Source organism: Variovorax sp. GW821-FHT09A10 (assembly GCF_059418385.1).
Map to the genome: position 1 here is coordinate 461,095 of NZ_JBWKPT010000001.1, position 14,174 is coordinate 475,268.

14 protein-coding genes are annotated in these 14,174 nt (G+C 69.6%); 6 read left to right on the forward strand and 8 right to left on the reverse strand.

Annotation, left to right across the window (positions count from 1 at the left end):
- Positions 1–59 precede the first annotated feature (59 nt).
- The 5 genes from AC07Q9_RS02215 (at position 60) to AC07Q9_RS02235 (ending at position 4,692) form a co-directional block, all read left to right on the forward strand.
- Positions 60–872, forward strand: a complete 813-nt coding sequence (locus AC07Q9_RS02215) for an ABC transporter permease (RefSeq protein ID WP_495307093.1) — start codon at positions 60–62, stop codon at positions 870–872.
- A complete protein-coding gene (locus AC07Q9_RS02220) occupies positions 869–1,918 on the forward strand; it encodes an NAD-dependent epimerase/dehydratase family protein (RefSeq protein WP_495307095.1) in 1,050 nt (349 codons plus the stop codon). The genes AC07Q9_RS02215 and AC07Q9_RS02220 overlap by 4 nt, the downstream gene beginning before the upstream one ends.
- 4 nt (positions 1,919–1,922) lie before the next feature.
- Entirely contained in the window at positions 1,923–2,759 is an 837-nt protein-coding gene (locus AC07Q9_RS02225; protein ID WP_495307096.1) for a GNAT family N-acetyltransferase, read from the forward strand.
- A 12-nt stretch (positions 2,760–2,771) separates the two neighbouring features.
- A complete protein-coding gene (locus AC07Q9_RS02230) occupies positions 2,772–3,839 on the forward strand; it encodes a dihydrodipicolinate synthase family protein (RefSeq protein ID WP_495307097.1) in 1,068 nt (355 codons plus the stop codon).
- Between the two features lie 61 nt (positions 3,840–3,900).
- On the forward strand, positions 3,901–4,692 hold the full coding sequence (locus tag AC07Q9_RS02235) for an ABC transporter ATP-binding protein (protein ID WP_495307098.1): 792 nt from the start codon (positions 3,901–3,903) through the stop codon (positions 4,690–4,692).
- Between the two features lie 20 nt (positions 4,693–4,712).
- Here AC07Q9_RS02235 and AC07Q9_RS02240 read toward each other — a convergent pair whose 3' ends face one another.
- From AC07Q9_RS02240 to AC07Q9_RS02270, 7 genes are all read right to left on the reverse strand, one after another.
- Entirely contained in the window at positions 4,713–5,735 is a 1,023-nt protein-coding gene (locus AC07Q9_RS02240) for an XdhC family protein (protein WP_495305413.1), read from the reverse strand.
- 16 nt (positions 5,736–5,751) lie between these two features.
- Positions 5,752–6,405, reverse strand: coding sequence for an SRPBCC family protein (locus tag AC07Q9_RS02245; RefSeq protein ID WP_495307100.1), 654 nt, complete (start codon positions 6,403–6,405; stop codon positions 5,752–5,754).
- A gap of 34 nt (positions 6,406–6,439) precedes the next feature.
- Positions 6,440–7,654, reverse strand: a complete 1,215-nt coding sequence (locus AC07Q9_RS02250; protein WP_495307102.1) for a vWA domain-containing protein — start codon at positions 7,652–7,654, stop codon at positions 6,440–6,442.
- A 19-nt stretch (positions 7,655–7,673) separates the two neighbouring features.
- Positions 7,674–8,576: an AAA family ATPase gene (locus tag AC07Q9_RS02255; RefSeq protein ID WP_095744327.1), complete on the reverse strand. Its 903-nt coding sequence runs from the start codon at positions 8,574–8,576 to the stop codon at positions 7,674–7,676.
- A gap of 64 nt (positions 8,577–8,640) precedes the next feature.
- The gene (locus AC07Q9_RS02260) at positions 8,641–9,432 is read right to left on the reverse strand and encodes an FAD binding domain-containing protein (RefSeq protein ID WP_070063988.1); all 792 of its coding nucleotides are present in this window, start codon (positions 9,430–9,432) and stop codon (positions 8,641–8,643) included.
- A 34-nt stretch (positions 9,433–9,466) separates the two neighbouring features.
- The gene (locus AC07Q9_RS02265) at positions 9,467–11,851 is read right to left on the reverse strand and encodes a xanthine dehydrogenase family protein molybdopterin-binding subunit (protein WP_495307105.1); all 2,385 of its coding nucleotides are present in this window, start codon (positions 11,849–11,851) and stop codon (positions 9,467–9,469) included.
- A 13-nt stretch (positions 11,852–11,864) separates the two neighbouring features.
- Positions 11,865–12,362, reverse strand: a complete 498-nt coding sequence (locus tag AC07Q9_RS02270) for a (2Fe-2S)-binding protein (protein ID WP_495307107.1) — start codon at positions 12,360–12,362, stop codon at positions 11,865–11,867.
- 190 nt (positions 12,363–12,552) lie between these two features.
- Between AC07Q9_RS02270 and AC07Q9_RS02275 the strand changes: the two genes are divergently transcribed.
- Positions 12,553–13,692: a helix-turn-helix domain-containing protein gene (locus tag AC07Q9_RS02275; RefSeq protein ID WP_495308210.1), complete on the forward strand. Its 1,140-nt coding sequence runs from the start codon at positions 12,553–12,555 to the stop codon at positions 13,690–13,692.
- 13 nt (positions 13,693–13,705) lie between these two features.
- On the opposite strand, the gene AC07Q9_RS02280 is transcribed toward AC07Q9_RS02275, so the two are convergent.
- The gene (locus tag AC07Q9_RS02280; RefSeq protein WP_159274618.1) at positions 13,706–14,083 is read right to left on the reverse strand and encodes a nuclear transport factor 2 family protein; all 378 of its coding nucleotides are present in this window, start codon (positions 14,081–14,083) and stop codon (positions 13,706–13,708) included.
- Between the last annotated feature and the right edge of the window lie 91 nt (positions 14,084–14,174).

The window sequence follows — 14,174 nt, forward strand, 5'->3', positions numbered from 1 at the left end:
CTCGGGTCGTGGCGACTCCTATGATTCGCCGCATTGCTTCCCCTGACCCAGGAATAGACATGACGGCTCCCGACGGCGCGCTGGCGCCCCCCGCTTCCGCCCCCCTGTCGGGCGAGCGACCGCAGTGGCAGCGCTGGGCCCTGGTGGTCGCGGTGCACCTGGCGGGCATCGTGCTGTGGGAGCTCGCGGTGCGGGTCTTCGCGATCCAGCCCTTCATCCTGCCGGCGCCTTCCAAGGTGCTGGCCACGCTGGCCAACCCGAACTACAGCTGGCTCAAGAACACCGGCGTCACCGCGCTCGAAGTGTTCGGCGGCTACGCGCTCGGGCTGGTGCTCGGCATTCTTTGCGCGCTGCTCTTCATCACCAGCAAGCGGCTGATGCTGCTGGCGTTCCCGCTGCTGGTCACGCTCAACATGATTCCGAAGGTGGCGATGGGGCCGCTGGTGATCGTGTGGTTCAGCTACGGCATCGGGCCGAACATCCTCATCACGTTCAGCCTGTGCTTCTTCCCGATCCTGCTGACCACCATCCGCGGCCTGAACGAGACCGAGCCCGAGCTGCTCGACCTCGTGCGCGCGCTCAAGGGTTCGCGCTGGCAGCTGTTTCGCTACATCCAGCTGCCGGGCTCGCTGCCGTACGTGTTCTCGGGCATGAAGGTCGCCACCATCCTCGCCGTGGCGGGCGCGGTGGTAGGCGAGTTCATCGCCTCGGAACGCGGCCTGGGCTATCTGATGATCCAGGTCCAGGCCTCGCTGGACACGCCCGCGGTCTTCATGGCCGTGCTGCTCATCACGGGCCTGGGCGTGCTGCTCTATCTGCTGGTGCTTCTGCTGGAGCGCCTCTTCATTACCCAGGACGCAAGAATCCAATGACCTCCACGCCTGTCCTCGACGACCTGCCCTTTCCCGAGCGCTTCGAGAGCGAAGCCGCGCTCGAAGACTACCTGGCCACGCCCTCGCGCGACCTCGTGCGCGACATGGCCCGCCTCGACGGCGACCTGATGATCCTCGGCGTGGGCGGCAAGATGGGCCCCACGCTGGCCCGCCTCGCCAAGAACGCGATGCCCGGTCGCCGCGTGATCGCCGTCGCCCGCTTCAGCGAAGCCGGCGTGCGCGAAGCGCTCGAGGCGCACGGCATCGAGACCCTCGCCTGCGACCTGCTCGACCGCGCCGCCATCACCGCGCTGCCGCCGTGCGCCAACGTGGTCTTCATGGCCGGGCGCAAGTTCGGCGCCGACGCCGACAACCCGCTGACCTGGGCCATGAACGCGCACGTGCCGGCGCTGGTGGCCGAGCACTTCCACGCCTCGCGCATCGTCGCCTTCTCGACCGCCTGTGTGTACCCCTTCGTGCCCGTGACCAGCCAGGGCGCGAGCGAGAGCGACGCACCCAACCCGCCCGGCGAGTACGCCAACTCGTGCGTGGGCCGCGAGCGCATGTTCGAGTACTTCTCGCAGCGCCACAGCACGCCCGGGCGCCTCTTCCGCCTGAGCTACGCCATCGACCTGCGCTACGGCGTGCTGGCCGACGTGGCGCTCAAGGTATGGCGCGGCGAGCCGGTCGACGTGACCATGGGCCACGTCAACGTGATCTGGCAGGGCGACGCGAACGCACAGGCACTGCGCTGCCTCGCGGCGGCCACCGTGCCGACCTCGCCGCTGAACGTGAGCGGGCCCGAGACCACATCGATCCGCTGGCTTGCTGAAGAGTTCGCGCGCCAGTTCGGCAAGCCCGTGACGATCGCCGGACAAGAGGCGCCCACTGCCTGGCTGATGAACACCGGCGAAGCCGAGCGCCTGTTCGGCTACCCGCGCGTGCCGCTGGCACAGCAGATCCGCTGGGTGGCCGACTGGATCTCGCGCGAGCAACGCCAGTACGGCAAGCCCACGAAATTCGAATCGCGCGACGGCAAGTACTGAGCCCATGACCATGCCTGCCGTCGAAGCCCTGTCGTCGATCACGCCCGGCATCGCCCCGATGCTCGACGCGCTGGTCGCCGCGAGCGGCTGGAACCAGACCGCGCACGACTGGCGGCTGTTCGAGCGGCTCGGCACGGTGCATGGCGTGCGTGACGGCGAGGGCCAGCTCATCGCGAACGGCGCGGTGCTGCCGATGGAAGGCGTGGCGTGGATCAGCATGATCCTCGTGATGCCTGCCGCGCGCGGTCAGGGCCTGGGCCGCGCAGTGTTCGCGCGCTGCCTCGACCAGGTGAAGACCGCCGGCCTCGTCGCGATGCTCGACGCCACGCCGCAGGGCGAGCCGCTCTATGCGAGCTTCGGCTTCACGCCGCTGTGGCGGCTCACGCGCTGGCAGCGCGAGGCCGCGCCCGCCACCGCATCGCTCGCCACCGACAAGCCAGCCCTCGACAGCCTCGCCGCGCTCGACGCGCAGGCGCTGGGCTTCGCGCGCCCCGCCGTGCTCGCCGACCTGCTCGGGCGCGAGGACAGCCGCTGCGTGCGCAACGGCCTGGGCTTCGGCCTCGTGCGCGCGGGCCGCACCGCGCACCACATCGGGCCGCTGCTGTCGTCTGACGAGGCCACAGCCGCCGCGCTGCTGACACAGACGGCACGCGGCCTCGACGGCCGCATCTACATCGACGTGCCCGACGACCGCAAGGCCATGACCGCTGCGCTGCGCACCGCTGGTTTCACGCCCCAACGCAGCTTCACGCGCATGGCACTGGCCACGCGCGAGGGCGCGCAGCCGCCCACCGGACACCCCGCCTTCATCCACGCCATCGCCGGCCCCGAGTTCGCCTGAGGACCTTCGCCCATGCCACTGAACCGCTCCGACCTTCCCGCCGACGTGCTTGCGCTGCTGTCGCAAGGCACCGTCATCCCGGCGCACCCGCTCGCGCTCGACGCCGACCGCCAGTTCGACCGCCAGCGCCAGCGCGCGCTCACGCGCTACTACGTCGATGCCGGCGTGGGCGGCCTCGCGGTGGGCGTGCACACCACGCAATTCGCGATCCGCGAGCGCGGCCTGTACGCCACCGTGCTCGAGGCCGCGATGCAGGACCGCATGGCGTGGAACGACCGCCCGATGGCGATGATCGCCGGCCTGTGCGGCCCGACCGCGCAGGCGCAGGCCGAGGCGCGCACCGCCGTCTCGCTGGGCTATCACGCGGGGCTGCTGAGCCTCGCGGCGCTGGCCGGTTCGTCGGAAGACGCGCTCATCGCCCACTGCGAGGCGGTGGCGCAGGAGATTCCGCTGATCGGCTTCTACCTGCAGACGGTGGTCGGCGGCCCGATCCTGTCGAGCGACTTCTGGCGCCGCTTCGCGCTCATTCCCAATGCGCTGGCGATCAAGGTCGCGCCCTTCAACCGCTACCGCAGCATCGACGTGGTGCGCGGGCTGGTCGATGCGCGCGCCGAGGAGCGCGTGTTCCTCTACACCGGCAACGACGACCACATCGTGCTCGACCTCGCGCTGCCCTTTGCCGTGATGCGCGACGGCGCGCCCGTGCAGGTGCGCTTCCGTGGCGGCCTGCTGGGCCACTGGTCGGTGTGGACGTCGAGCGCGGTGCACCAGCTGCAGCAGATCAAGGCCGAGCTGGCCGCCAGTGGCGGTGCGCTGAGCCCCGCCCTGCTCGCACTCGATTCGCGCGTGACCGACTGCAACGCCGCCTTCTTCGACGTGGCGAACAACTTCCACGGCTGCATCGCGGGCTGCCACGAGGTGCTGCGGCGCCAGGGCCTGCTCGAAGGCATCTGGTGCCTCGACCCGGAAGAAGGCCTCGGCCACGGACAGTCGGCGGAGATCGACCGCGTCTACCGCCAGCACGGCGACCTGTCCGACGACGCCTTCGTGCGCGACAACCTGGCGCGGTGGCTCGCATGAGCGCCGCGCCGGGCCGCCCCAAGCAAGCTCGCACCGCAGTGCGAAGCACGGAGGTCTTCCAATGAGCGCCGTGCTGCAACCGCAGGAGTCGGTGCCGCTGATCCGCATGCGGCAGCTGCGCAAGGTCTACCGCAAGCGCAACGAGGAGTTCCTCGCCGTCTCCGACGTCACGATGGACGTGCATGCGGGCGACATGATCTCACTGGTCGGTCCCTCGGGCTGCGGCAAGTCGACGCTGCTGAAGATCCTGTCGGGCCTGCACGGCCACGACGGCGGCACGCTCGAGATCGGCGGCCCCGGCGGCGCGGGCTTCAACCCGGGCCGCGACGTCGGCATGGTGTTCCAACAGCCGCTGTTGCTGAAGTGGCGCACGATTCTCGAGAACGTGCTGCTGCCCGCCGACATCCTCGGGCTGGACCGCAAGGCCGCCAAGGCGCGCGCGCATGAACTGCTCGACATGGTCGGTCTCACCGGCTTTGCCGACAAGCTGCCCTACGAACTCTCGGGCGGCATGCAGCAGCGCGCGGCCATCGCACGCGCGCTCATCCACGACCCGAAGCTGGTGCTCATGGACGAGCCCTTCGGCGCACTCGATGCGCTCACGCGCGAGAAGATGAACCTGGAGATGCTGCGCATCTGGGAGCGCAGCCGCAAGACCTTCATCGTGGTCACGCACAGCATCCAGGAGGCGGTGTTCCTGGGCTCGCACTGCGCGGTGCTCACGGCGGGGCCGGCGCGCATGGCCGACTTCTTTCGCATCGACCTGCCCGAGCCGCGCAAGCTGCACGTGAAGACCAGCCCCGAGTTCGGCGAGTACGTGCGCCGCATCTACGACCTGCTGGGCGTGGACTGAGCCCCGCGCAGCAGGTCGGTTCAGCTCGGTTGCAGCTGCTGGATTTCCTTGGCGCGCGCCACTTCCACTTCGCGCGGCAAGGTCACCGCGTTCTTCACCGCCAAAATTTCCGCCATCACGCTCACCGCGATCTCGGGCGGCGTCTTGCTGCCGATGAAGATGCCGATGGGCCCGCGCAGGCGCGCGAGCGATGCGGCCGTCTGGTCGAAGTGCTCGATCATGCGGTCGCGCCGCGCATCGGCGTTGCGGCGCGAACCGATGGCGCCCACATAGAAGGCCTCGCTCTGCAACGCTTCAAGCAGCGCGAGGTCGTCCAGCTTGGGATCGTGCGTGAGCGCGACCACGCAGCTGCGGCGATCGGGCTTGAAGGCCAGCACGGCGTCGTCGGGCATCTCGGTGGTGATCGTCACGCCGGACAGCGTCCACGCGGTGCGGTACTCGGCGCGCGGGTCGCACAACGTCACGGCGAAGCCGCTGAACTTGGCCATGGTCGCCAGGTACTCGGCGAGCTGGCCGGCGCCGATGAGCAGCATGCGGTACTCGGGGCCGAAGGTGTTGGTGAGCTCGGTGTCGTTCACCGTGAGCTCGTCGGGCGCGGTCGCCTCGGCCAGCCGCACCGCGCCGGTGGCCAGCGTCACCGTGCGGCGCATGAGCTTGCCGCGTTCGAGTTCGGCGACCAGCGTGTCGAGCGCATCGGCGTCCGGCGCGTATTCGAGCAGCAGCTCGAGCGTGCCGCCGCAGGGCAGCCCGAAGCGGTGCGCCTCGTCGGCCGTGATGCCGTACTTGACGAGCGCGGGCGGCGCGCCCAACGGCACGTCTTCGCCCTTGCCGTGGGCATGGCTGTAGCGCGCGATGAGGTCGTCCTCGATGCAGCCGCCCGAGACCGAGCCGACCACGGCGCCGTCCTCGGCCAGCGCCATGATCGAGCCCACGGGCCGCGGCGACGAGCCCCAGGTGCGCACCACGGTGGTCAGCAGCGCGCGCTTGCCGGCACGCCGCCAGTCGCGCAGCGTGCGCAGCACCATGACGTCGAGGTTTTCCATGGCAGGACCTTGTGCGTCAGGCGGCGTCGCCCGGGGTGGCGGCGTCTTCGCTGTCCTTCTTGCCGAAGCCCATCTTCTTCATGAGGCCCGACATCACGCCGGCCTTCTCGGCGGGCGCCTCGGCCGCCGCTTCCGCGGGCGGTGCGGGCGGCGGGCCGTAGCGGCTTTGCATCTCGGCCTCGAAGCGCTTGAAGAAATCGTCGGCGGTGGACTTCGCCGCGCCGTCGATCAGGCGCTGGCCGAGCTGGGCGATCTTGCCGCCGACCTGGGCCTGCACGGTGTAGTCGAGTTCGCAGCCGGCGGATGTCGCAGCCACGGGGGCGGCTTCGGCAGCAGGTGCGCCCTCTGCGATGGGTGCGCTGTCGGCCACGGCCACCGGCTTGAGCGACACGCTCGACGAGCCCTTGGCAAATCCCGCCACGCCGCCCTGCCCCTCGAAGGTGAGCTTGTAACCGTCGGGCGCGACGATGTCCGACAGCATCACCTTGCCGCTGAACTTGGCCGACACCGGGCCGATCTTCACGGCCAGCGCCACGCTGTAGGTGTTGTCGCCCGTGAGCTCGAACTTGTCGCAGCCGGGGATGCACTTCTTGAGCGTCTCGGGATCGTTGAGCGCGTCCCAGGCCTGTTGTTGGGTGACGCCGAGGCGGCGGTTTCCGAGCATTTCCATGGTGGGTTTCCTTTGTTCCTTCCTGAGTCCGGTCCTAGCGACTGGCGCGCATCAGCGCGGCCAGGCTGGCGGCCAGCTGTTCGAGTGCATTCAGATTGTGGACCGCCAGCATCGCGTCCGCATGGCGGTGCAGCACGGCAGCCCCACGCGCCAGAGGGGCGTAGCCCTCGAAGCGCAGCAGCGGGTTGAGCCACAGCAGGCGGCGCGAATGGCGCTTCAGCCACTGCAGCTCGGTCTCGAGCTGCGCGGGCTCGCCCGTGTCGAGGCCGTCGCTGATCACCAGCACCAGCGTGCGGCGGCCGATGAGCCGGCGCGCATGCGACTGGCGCAACTCGGCCAGTGAACCGCCCAGCCGCGTGCCGCCCGCGAAGTCGTCGATGGCCAGGCTGGCGGCCTCCAGCATGGCGTCGGTGTCGGCCAGCCGGAAGGCCGGCGTGAGGTCGGTCAGCCGCGTGCCGAAGGCGAACACGTCGCGCCGGCCGGCCCGCCGCGTGGCGGCATGCAGGAAGGCCAGCAGCAGGCGCGCGTAGCGTTCCATCGAGCCCGACACGTCGACCAGCACCAGGAGCGGCAAGGGCTGTTCACGCCGTGCCAGCCGGGGCAGACGCAGGATCTCGCCGCCGGTGCGGGCCGCCTCGTGCAGCACGCCGGGCCAGTGCATGCGGGCGTGGGCGCTGCCTGCGTCGCCGGCCGGGCGCAGGCGGCGCGTGGGCAGCCGGGGCACCGGCAGCGTGATGTCGCGCGCGAGCCTCTCGACCAGCCGGTACTCGGCCGCGCCGAGCGCGTTGAAGTCCGCATGCTGCAGCCGCTGGCGGTCGCTGGCCGTCATGGCGGCGTCGAACTTGATTTCCTCGTCGGGCTTGGTCGGTGCTGCGGGCTTCACGGCATCGCGCGGCGGGCTCAGCGCCTCGCGCACGCGCGGGCGGCGTTTGGAGGGCTCGGCCTTGCCTTCGGCGCTGGGCAGCATCTGGGCGAGCAGCTTGTTGGCCAGCTCGGGGTCGCGGAACCACGCGTCGAAAAGTTCGCGGAACACCAGGCGGTCCTGCTCGCGGCTGACCATCACGGCTTCCATCGCGGCGCCCAGGTCGAGCTTGTCTTCGACACCGACCAGTGTGACCGCCTCGGTCGCGAGTGCGATGCGCATGGCGTCGGTGCGCACGCCGGCGCGGCGCAATGCGCGGCCGAAGGCGGCGATGTTGCCTGCCAGCTTGCCGCTGCGGACGTCGCCGAGTTGCTGGATGCCGGCCATGTAGGTGCCTCGGCCTCGCTCAGCTCGCGAGCGGTTCCTCGGGCCTCAGCAGGTCGGAGGCCAGCTCGTGCGTCAGCGCCGCCACGTCGTCGCGCTGCTTGAAGAGGATGCCGGCGGTGTCGACGACCACTTCGGGGTCGAGTTCGACGGTGTCGAGCGCGATGAGCGCCCGCGCCCACTCCACGCTTTCGGCGATGCCGGGCGCGCGCTGGAAGGCGTTGACGAACGGTGCCGAGCGCAGCCGCGCGACAAAGGCCGCCACCTGCGCCGACAGTGCCTCGCCGGCCTGCGGCACCTGCGCACGCACGATGGCGAGCTCGCGCTCGCGCTCGGGGTAGTCGAGCCAGTGGTAGAGGCAGCGCCGCTTCACGGCGTCGTTGAGCTCGCGCGTGCGGTTGCTGGTGAGCAAGGTGACCGGCGGCACCACGGCGCGCACGGTGCCCAGCTCGGGAATGCTGACCTGGTACTCGCCCAGGTACTCGAGCAGGAAGGCTTCGAAGGGCTCGTCGGCGCGGTCGACCTCGTCGATCAACAGCACCGAGCCGGGGGCCGGCGTCTGCAGCGCCTGCAGCAGCGGGCGGCGGATCAGGTAGTGCGGCTGGTAGACCTCGGCCTCCACGTCGCGTGCAGCCCCCGTGGCTTCGGCCGCGCGCATGTGCAGCAGCTGCGCAGCGTAGTTCCATTCATAGAGCGCCTCGCGCTGCTCCATGCCGTCGTAGCACTGCAGGCGCAGCAGCTCGCGGTTCAGGGCCGTCGACAGCGCCTTGGCCAGCTCGGTCTTGCCGACGCCGGGTTCGCCTTCGAGCAGCAGCGGGCGCTGCAGCTTGAGCGCGAGGAACACCGCGGTGGCCAGGCGGCGGTCGGCAAAGTAGCCGGCCTGCCGCAAGCCGTCGGAAAGGGCGTCGATGGTCGGGAAGATCATGGGCAAGCGTAGCGGAAGACGCGAGGCTGTCGCGCCTTCCGGTGGGCGGCGGCGCTGGGCTGCTTCAGCCGAGTGCTTTGGTCACGGCGCGCTGCGTCAGCACGCTGATCAGGTTCGCGCGGTAGGCGGCCGAGGCATGCAGGTCGCTGTTGAGGTCGCTCGCGTCGATCTTCACGGCGGCAGCTGCCGCGGCGGTGAAGCTCTTGTTGAGCGCGTCCTCGAGCCCGGCATGGCGGAACACGCCGTTGCCCGCGCCGGTGACGGCCACGCGCACGCCGCTGTCGTACTGCGCCAGGAAGATGCCGACCAGCGGGAAGTTCGAGGCCTTCTGGCGCAGCTTCTCGTACACCGCACGCTTCGGGATCGGGAAGCGGATGGCGACGATCAGTTCGTCTTCTTCGAGCGCTGTGGTGAACAGGCCCTGGAAGAAGTCGTCGGCCGCGATCTCACGCTTCGAGGTGACGATGGTCGCGCCCGAGGCCAGCACCGCGCTCGGGTAGCACGCCGCCGGGTCGTTGTTGGCCACCGAGCCGCCGACCGTGCCCATCGCGCGCACCTGCCGGTCGCCGATGCGCGACGCGAGATCGGCCAGCGCGGGGTACGCGGCCTTCACGTCGGCGTTGTTCGCCACGTCGAGGTGGCGCGACATGGCGCCGACGGTGATCGCGCCGCCATCCTTCTTGATGCCGGTGAGTTCCTTGATGCCGCTGAGGTCGACGAGCTGTTCAGGCGCCGACAGCCGCAACTTCATCGAGGCCAGCAGGGTCTGTCCGCCGGCCAGTGGCTTGCCGCCCGCGGCGATCAACCGGGTGGCATCTGCCACGCTGGCGGGCCGTTCGAGTGTGAAGGCATACATGGGGTGATTCCTTCTCTGTTATTTCTTGTGTCGTTCAGGGCTTGGCGGCGGCCTGCATCGCTTCCCAGACGCGGCTGGACGAAGCGGGCATGTCGAAATCCTTGACGCCCAGCGGCGCCAGCGCGTCGAGCACGGCGTTGATGACAGCCGGCGGCGACCCGATGGCGCCCGCCTCGCCGCAGCCCTTGGTGCCCAGCGGGTTGTGGGTGCAGGGGGTGCAGACGGTGTCGAGCTTGAACTGCGGGAAGTCGCCAGCGCGCGGCATGGCGTAGTCCATGAAGCTGCCGGTGAGCAGCTGGCCGGTTTCGTTGTCGTAGACGCAGTTCTCGAGCAGCGCCTGGCCGATGCCCTGCACCAGCCCGCCGTGCACCTGGCCCTCGACGATCATCGGGTTGATGATGGTGCCGAAGTCGTCCACCGCGGTGAAGCGGTCGACCTTGACTTCGCCGGTCTCTTTGTCGATCTCGACCTCGCAGATGTAGGTGCCGCCCGGGAAGGTGAAGTTGGTCGGGTCGTAGAAGGCGGTTTCGTTCAGGCCGGGCTCGAGCTTGTCGAGCGGGTAGTTGTGCGGCACGTAGGCCGTGAGCGCCACCTGGCCGAACGGGATCTTCTTGTCGGTGCCCTTGACCGTGAACTCGCCGTTGGCGAACTCGATGTCGGCGTCGCTCGCCTCCATGAGGTGCGCGGCGATCTTCTTGGCCTTGGTCTCGATCTTGTCGAGCGCCTTCATGATGGCCGCGCCGCCCACCGAGATGGAGCGCGAGCCGTAGGTGCCCATGCCGAAGGGCACGCGGCCGGTGTCGCCGTGCACCACGTCGACGTTCTCGACCGGAATGCCCAGGCGTGCGGCCACGACCTGCGCGAAGGTGGTTTCATGGCCTTGCCCGTGGCTGTGCGAGCCGGTGAACACCGTCACGCTGCCGGTCGGGTGCACGCGGATCTCGCCGCACTCGAACAGGCCCGCGCGCGCGCCGAGCGCCCCCGCGATGTTCGACGGCGCGATGCCGCAGGCCTCGATGTAGCTCGAATAGCCCATGCCGCGCAGCTTGCCCTTGGCCTCGGTCGCCGCCTTGCGCGCGGCGTAGCCGTCGACCTCGGCCAGCACCCGCGCCTTGTCCATGCAGGCATGGAAGTCGCCGGTGTCGTACTGCAGCGCCACGGGCGTCTGGTACGGGAAGCTGGTGATGAAGTTGCGCTTGCGGATCTCGTCCTGGCCCAGGTTCATTTCCCAGGCGCAGCGCGACACGAGGCGCTCCAGCAGGTAGGTGGCCTCGGGCCGCCCGGCCCCGCGGTACGCATCCACCGGCGAGGTGTTGGTGAACCAGGCATCGACCTCGACGTAGATCTGCGGGGTGGTGTACTGGCCCGCCAGCAGCGTGGCGTACAGGATGGTCGGCACCGCGGTCGAGAAGGTCGACAGGTAGGCGCCGAGGTTGGCGTCGGTGTGCACGCGCATGGCCAGGAACTTGCCGTCCTTGTCCATCGCCATCTCGGCGTGGCTCACGTGGTCGCGGCCGTGCGCATCGGACAGGAAGCACTCCGAGCGTTCCGCCGTCCACTTGATGTTGCGGTTGAGCTGCTTGGCCGCCCAGGTCAGGCACACGTCTTCGGCGTACAGGAAGATCTTGGAGCCGAAGCCGCCGCCCACGTCGGGCGCGATCACGCGCACCTTGTGCTCGGGCAGGCCCAGCACGAAGGCCGTCATCAGCAGGCGCTCGACGTGCGGGTTCTGGTTCGAGACGTAGAGTGTGTAGTCGTCGGTGCCGCGGCTGTAGCTGCCGATGGCCACGCGCGGCTCGATCGGGTTGGGAATCAGGCGGTTGTTGACGAGGTCGAGCTTGGTGACGTGCGCCGCCGTGGTGAACACGTTGTCGACCGCCGCCTTGTCGCCCAGCACCCACTTGTAGCACTGGTTGTCGGGCGCTTCGTCGTGCAGCGTGGTGCTGCCGGTCTTCTTGGCGGCGTCGGCCACGCTCACCAGCGCGGGCAGCACGTCGTAGTCGACCACCACGGCTTCGGCCGCGTTCTTGGCCTGCTCGACCGTCTCGGCCACCACCATGGCGACGTGGTCGCCCACGTAGCGCACCTTCTTGATCGCCAGGATCGGGTGCATCGGCTCCTTCATGGGGGTGCCGTCGGGGTTGTTGATGAGCCAGCCGCAGGGCAGCCCGCCCATCTTTCCTTCGATGTCCTTGCCGCTGAAGATGCCGACCACGCCGGGCATCTTCGAGGCCTCGGTGATGTCGATGGACTTGATGACGGCGTGCGCGTGCGGCGAGCGCACGAAGACCGCATGGCTCTGGTTGGCCAGCGTGATGTCGTCGGTGTAGTTGCCCGCGCCGGTCAGGAAGCGATAGTCTTCCTTGCGCCGCAGGGCCTCGCCGATGTGCGGCAGGTTGGAGAAGTCGGAAGCACCCATGATGCGGCTCCCTTCAGGCTGCGACGGTGGTCTTGACCGGGGTGCCCGAGGCCATGGCCTCGCCGCCCATCTTCACGGCCTTCACGATGTTCTGGTAGCCCGTGCAACGGCACAGGTTGCCCTCGAGCAGCTCGCGGATTTCCGATTCGCTCGATTTGGGGTGGTGGGTGCACAGGTCGATGGCGCTCATGACCATGCCCGGGGTGCAGAAACCGCACTGCAGGCCGTGGCACTCCTTGAAGGCCGCCTGCATGGGGTGCATGGTGCCGTCGGCCTCGGCGATGCCCTCGATGGTGGTGACATCGGCGCCGGCCGCCTGCGCGACCAGGATGTTGCACGACTTGACCGCGCGGCCGTTCAGGTGGACCGTGCAGGCGCCGCACTGGGCGGTGTCGCAGCCGACGTGGGTTCCGGTGAGGTGGAGGTGCTCGCGGATCGCGTGCACAAGGAAGGTGTTCGGTGGGGCGTCGACCGTGACCGGGCGGCCGTTGACCGTGAAAGCGACCTGCATGTGGCTGTCTCCATGGAAGGTGATGGCTGGTTCTGCGAGGCATCTTGGATGCCACCCTTTCGCACTATCCTAGGCAAAACCCTTGACACTTGCACAGACCGCTGGAAATTCTCAAAATGAAACAGCTTGTCGTCCCGCGAGCCCGGAAAAGCCGCCCGCCCTCCCCGCGCGAAGAAGAATCCACATGATGATGTCCGCTTCCGCCGCCCCACCTCCCGTCGAGCGTTCGTTGGCCATTGCGCAGGCGCGCCGCGACCTGATCGAAGGCGACGGCCCGCGTCCGCGCACCGGTGCGCGGGTCGATCCGGGCATCACCCGCTCGTGGCAGCGCTGCCTCGAGGCCGGCCGCCGGCCCCAGCAGCGCGTGAGCTTCGAGCCCGTGAGCCGCACCGCCAGCCGCGAGGTCACGGAATGCAATCGGGCCCTGGTCACGGCGGCGCGTCCGGTGATCGAAAGGCTCTCGCGCGCCATTGCCGACACCCGCTATTTCGCCATCCTGACCGACGCCCGCGGCATCGTGGTCGACGTGGGTACCCTGCCCGACGGCACCGACCCGGCCGCCCGCTACGCGCGCGACATCGGGCGCATCGGCGTCGACCTGTCCGAAAACGCCATCGGCACCAGCGCGATCGGCACGGCGCTGGCCGAGCAGGAATCGGTGTGGCTGCACCGGGGTGAACACTTCTTTGACGACACCAGTGTGTACAGCTGCGCCGGCGCCCCGCTCTTCGGCCCCCGGGGCGACTGCATCGGCATGCTCGACCTCACAGGGGTGCAGGTGGTCGAGCGGCCCGAGCTGCGCCACCTGGCCACCCTGTCGGCGCGCAGCATCGAGAACCTGCTGGTGCAGCGCGAGCCCTGCGAGCTGCTGCTGCGGCTGCTCTGGCCCGGTTGTCCGAGCAGCGAGACCACCGAAGGCCTTCTGTGCATCGACGCCGCCGGCCACGTCACCGGCGCCAACGCGGCCGCCCGACAGATGCTGCACCAGCCGCTGGCCTGCCATCCGGGCGGCCTGCATTTCAACGACCTGTTCGCGCTGCCGCTGCACATGATGTTCGACGCTGCCCGGCGCGGCGACGCCACGCTCGAGGTGCCGCTGTGGTCGGGCCTGCGCGTGCAGGTGCGGGCCCAGCGCGGCGGCAGCGAGCACGGCGACGTACCCGGCGCCGCGACCGACGGCCGCCCCCGCCTGCGCGACGTGGAAACCGCGCTGATCCGCAAGGCGGTGAGCGACGCACGCGGCAATGTGGCCGAGGCGGCGCGCACGCTGGGCATCAGCCGCGCCACGGTCTACCGCAAGCTCTGGCGCGGCCGGCCGGCGGGCGACTGACCCGCCTGCTTCATCACGCGCCCACGGGCACCTTGTCGAGAAAGCCCGTCACCACGCGCAGCTTGCCTGCGTCGACCTGCGCGAAGTCGGTGCCCTGGATCAGGTCGTCGGCACCGCTCGGGCCCAGGGTCCACGAGAAGCGCAGGTTGTCGCCGTGCGCCTCGGCCTTGCCCAGCAGGTGGAAGCGAAAGCCCGGGTAGCGCTGGTGCACCGCGCCGACCAGCGCGCTGATCTGCTCGCGGCCGCTGGCCTGCGCCATGGGGTCGACATAGCGGGCGTCGGCGGTCCAGCTGGCTTCGATCAGTGCGGCGCGGCGCGCAGCGTCGGTCTCGTTCCAGACGGCGATGTAGCCCGTGGCGATGGCATGGGCGTCGTGGGCGGCGGTGTTCATGGCGACTGTTCCTTTCGAGGGTTCGACCCGCAACAGCGCGGGGTGAAGGAATGGTCGCGGGGCACGCGCCGCGCGTCGATGACGTGGCAGG

Excerpts from the sequence above, each read along its gene's own strand:
- AC07Q9_RS02245 (WP_495307100.1), bottom strand. The coding sequence starts at position 6,405 with ATGGAAATGCTCGGAAACCGCCGCCTCGGCGTCACCCAACAACAGGCC.
- AC07Q9_RS02255 (WP_095744327.1), bottom strand. The coding sequence starts at position 8,576 with ATGATCTTCCCGACCATCGACGCCCTTTCCGACGGCTTGCGGCAGGCC.
- AC07Q9_RS02240 (WP_495305413.1), bottom strand. The coding sequence starts at position 5,735 with ATGGAAAACCTCGACGTCATGGTGCTGCGCACGCTGCGCGACTGGCGG.
- AC07Q9_RS02230 (WP_495307097.1), top strand. The coding sequence starts at position 2,772 with ATGCCACTGAACCGCTCCGACCTTCCCGCCGACGTGCTTGCGCTGCTG.
- AC07Q9_RS02275 (WP_495308210.1), top strand. The coding sequence starts at position 12,553 with ATGTCCGCTTCCGCCGCCCCACCTCCCGTCGAGCGTTCGTTGGCCATT.
- AC07Q9_RS02225 (WP_495307096.1), top strand. The coding sequence starts at position 1,923 with ATGACCATGCCTGCCGTCGAAGCCCTGTCGTCGATCACGCCCGGCATC.
- AC07Q9_RS02270 (WP_495307107.1), bottom strand. The coding sequence starts at position 12,362 with ATGCAGGTCGCTTTCACGGTCAACGGCCGCCCGGTCACGGTCGACGCC.
- AC07Q9_RS02265 (WP_495307105.1), bottom strand. The coding sequence starts at position 11,851 with ATGGGTGCTTCCGACTTCTCCAACCTGCCGCACATCGGCGAGGCCCTG.
- AC07Q9_RS02250 (WP_495307102.1), bottom strand. The coding sequence starts at position 7,654 with ATGGCCGGCATCCAGCAACTCGGCGACGTCCGCAGCGGCAAGCTGGCA.
- AC07Q9_RS02280 (WP_159274618.1), bottom strand. The coding sequence starts at position 14,083 with ATGAACACCGCCGCCCACGACGCCCATGCCATCGCCACGGGCTACATC.
- AC07Q9_RS02260 (WP_070063988.1), bottom strand. The coding sequence starts at position 9,432 with ATGTATGCCTTCACACTCGAACGGCCCGCCAGCGTGGCAGATGCCACC.
- AC07Q9_RS02220 (WP_495307095.1), top strand. The coding sequence starts at position 869 with ATGACCTCCACGCCTGTCCTCGACGACCTGCCCTTTCCCGAGCGCTTC.
- AC07Q9_RS02235 (WP_495307098.1), top strand. The coding sequence starts at position 3,901 with ATGAGCGCCGTGCTGCAACCGCAGGAGTCGGTGCCGCTGATCCGCATG.
- AC07Q9_RS02215 (WP_495307093.1), top strand. The coding sequence starts at position 60 with ATGACGGCTCCCGACGGCGCGCTGGCGCCCCCCGCTTCCGCCCCCCTG.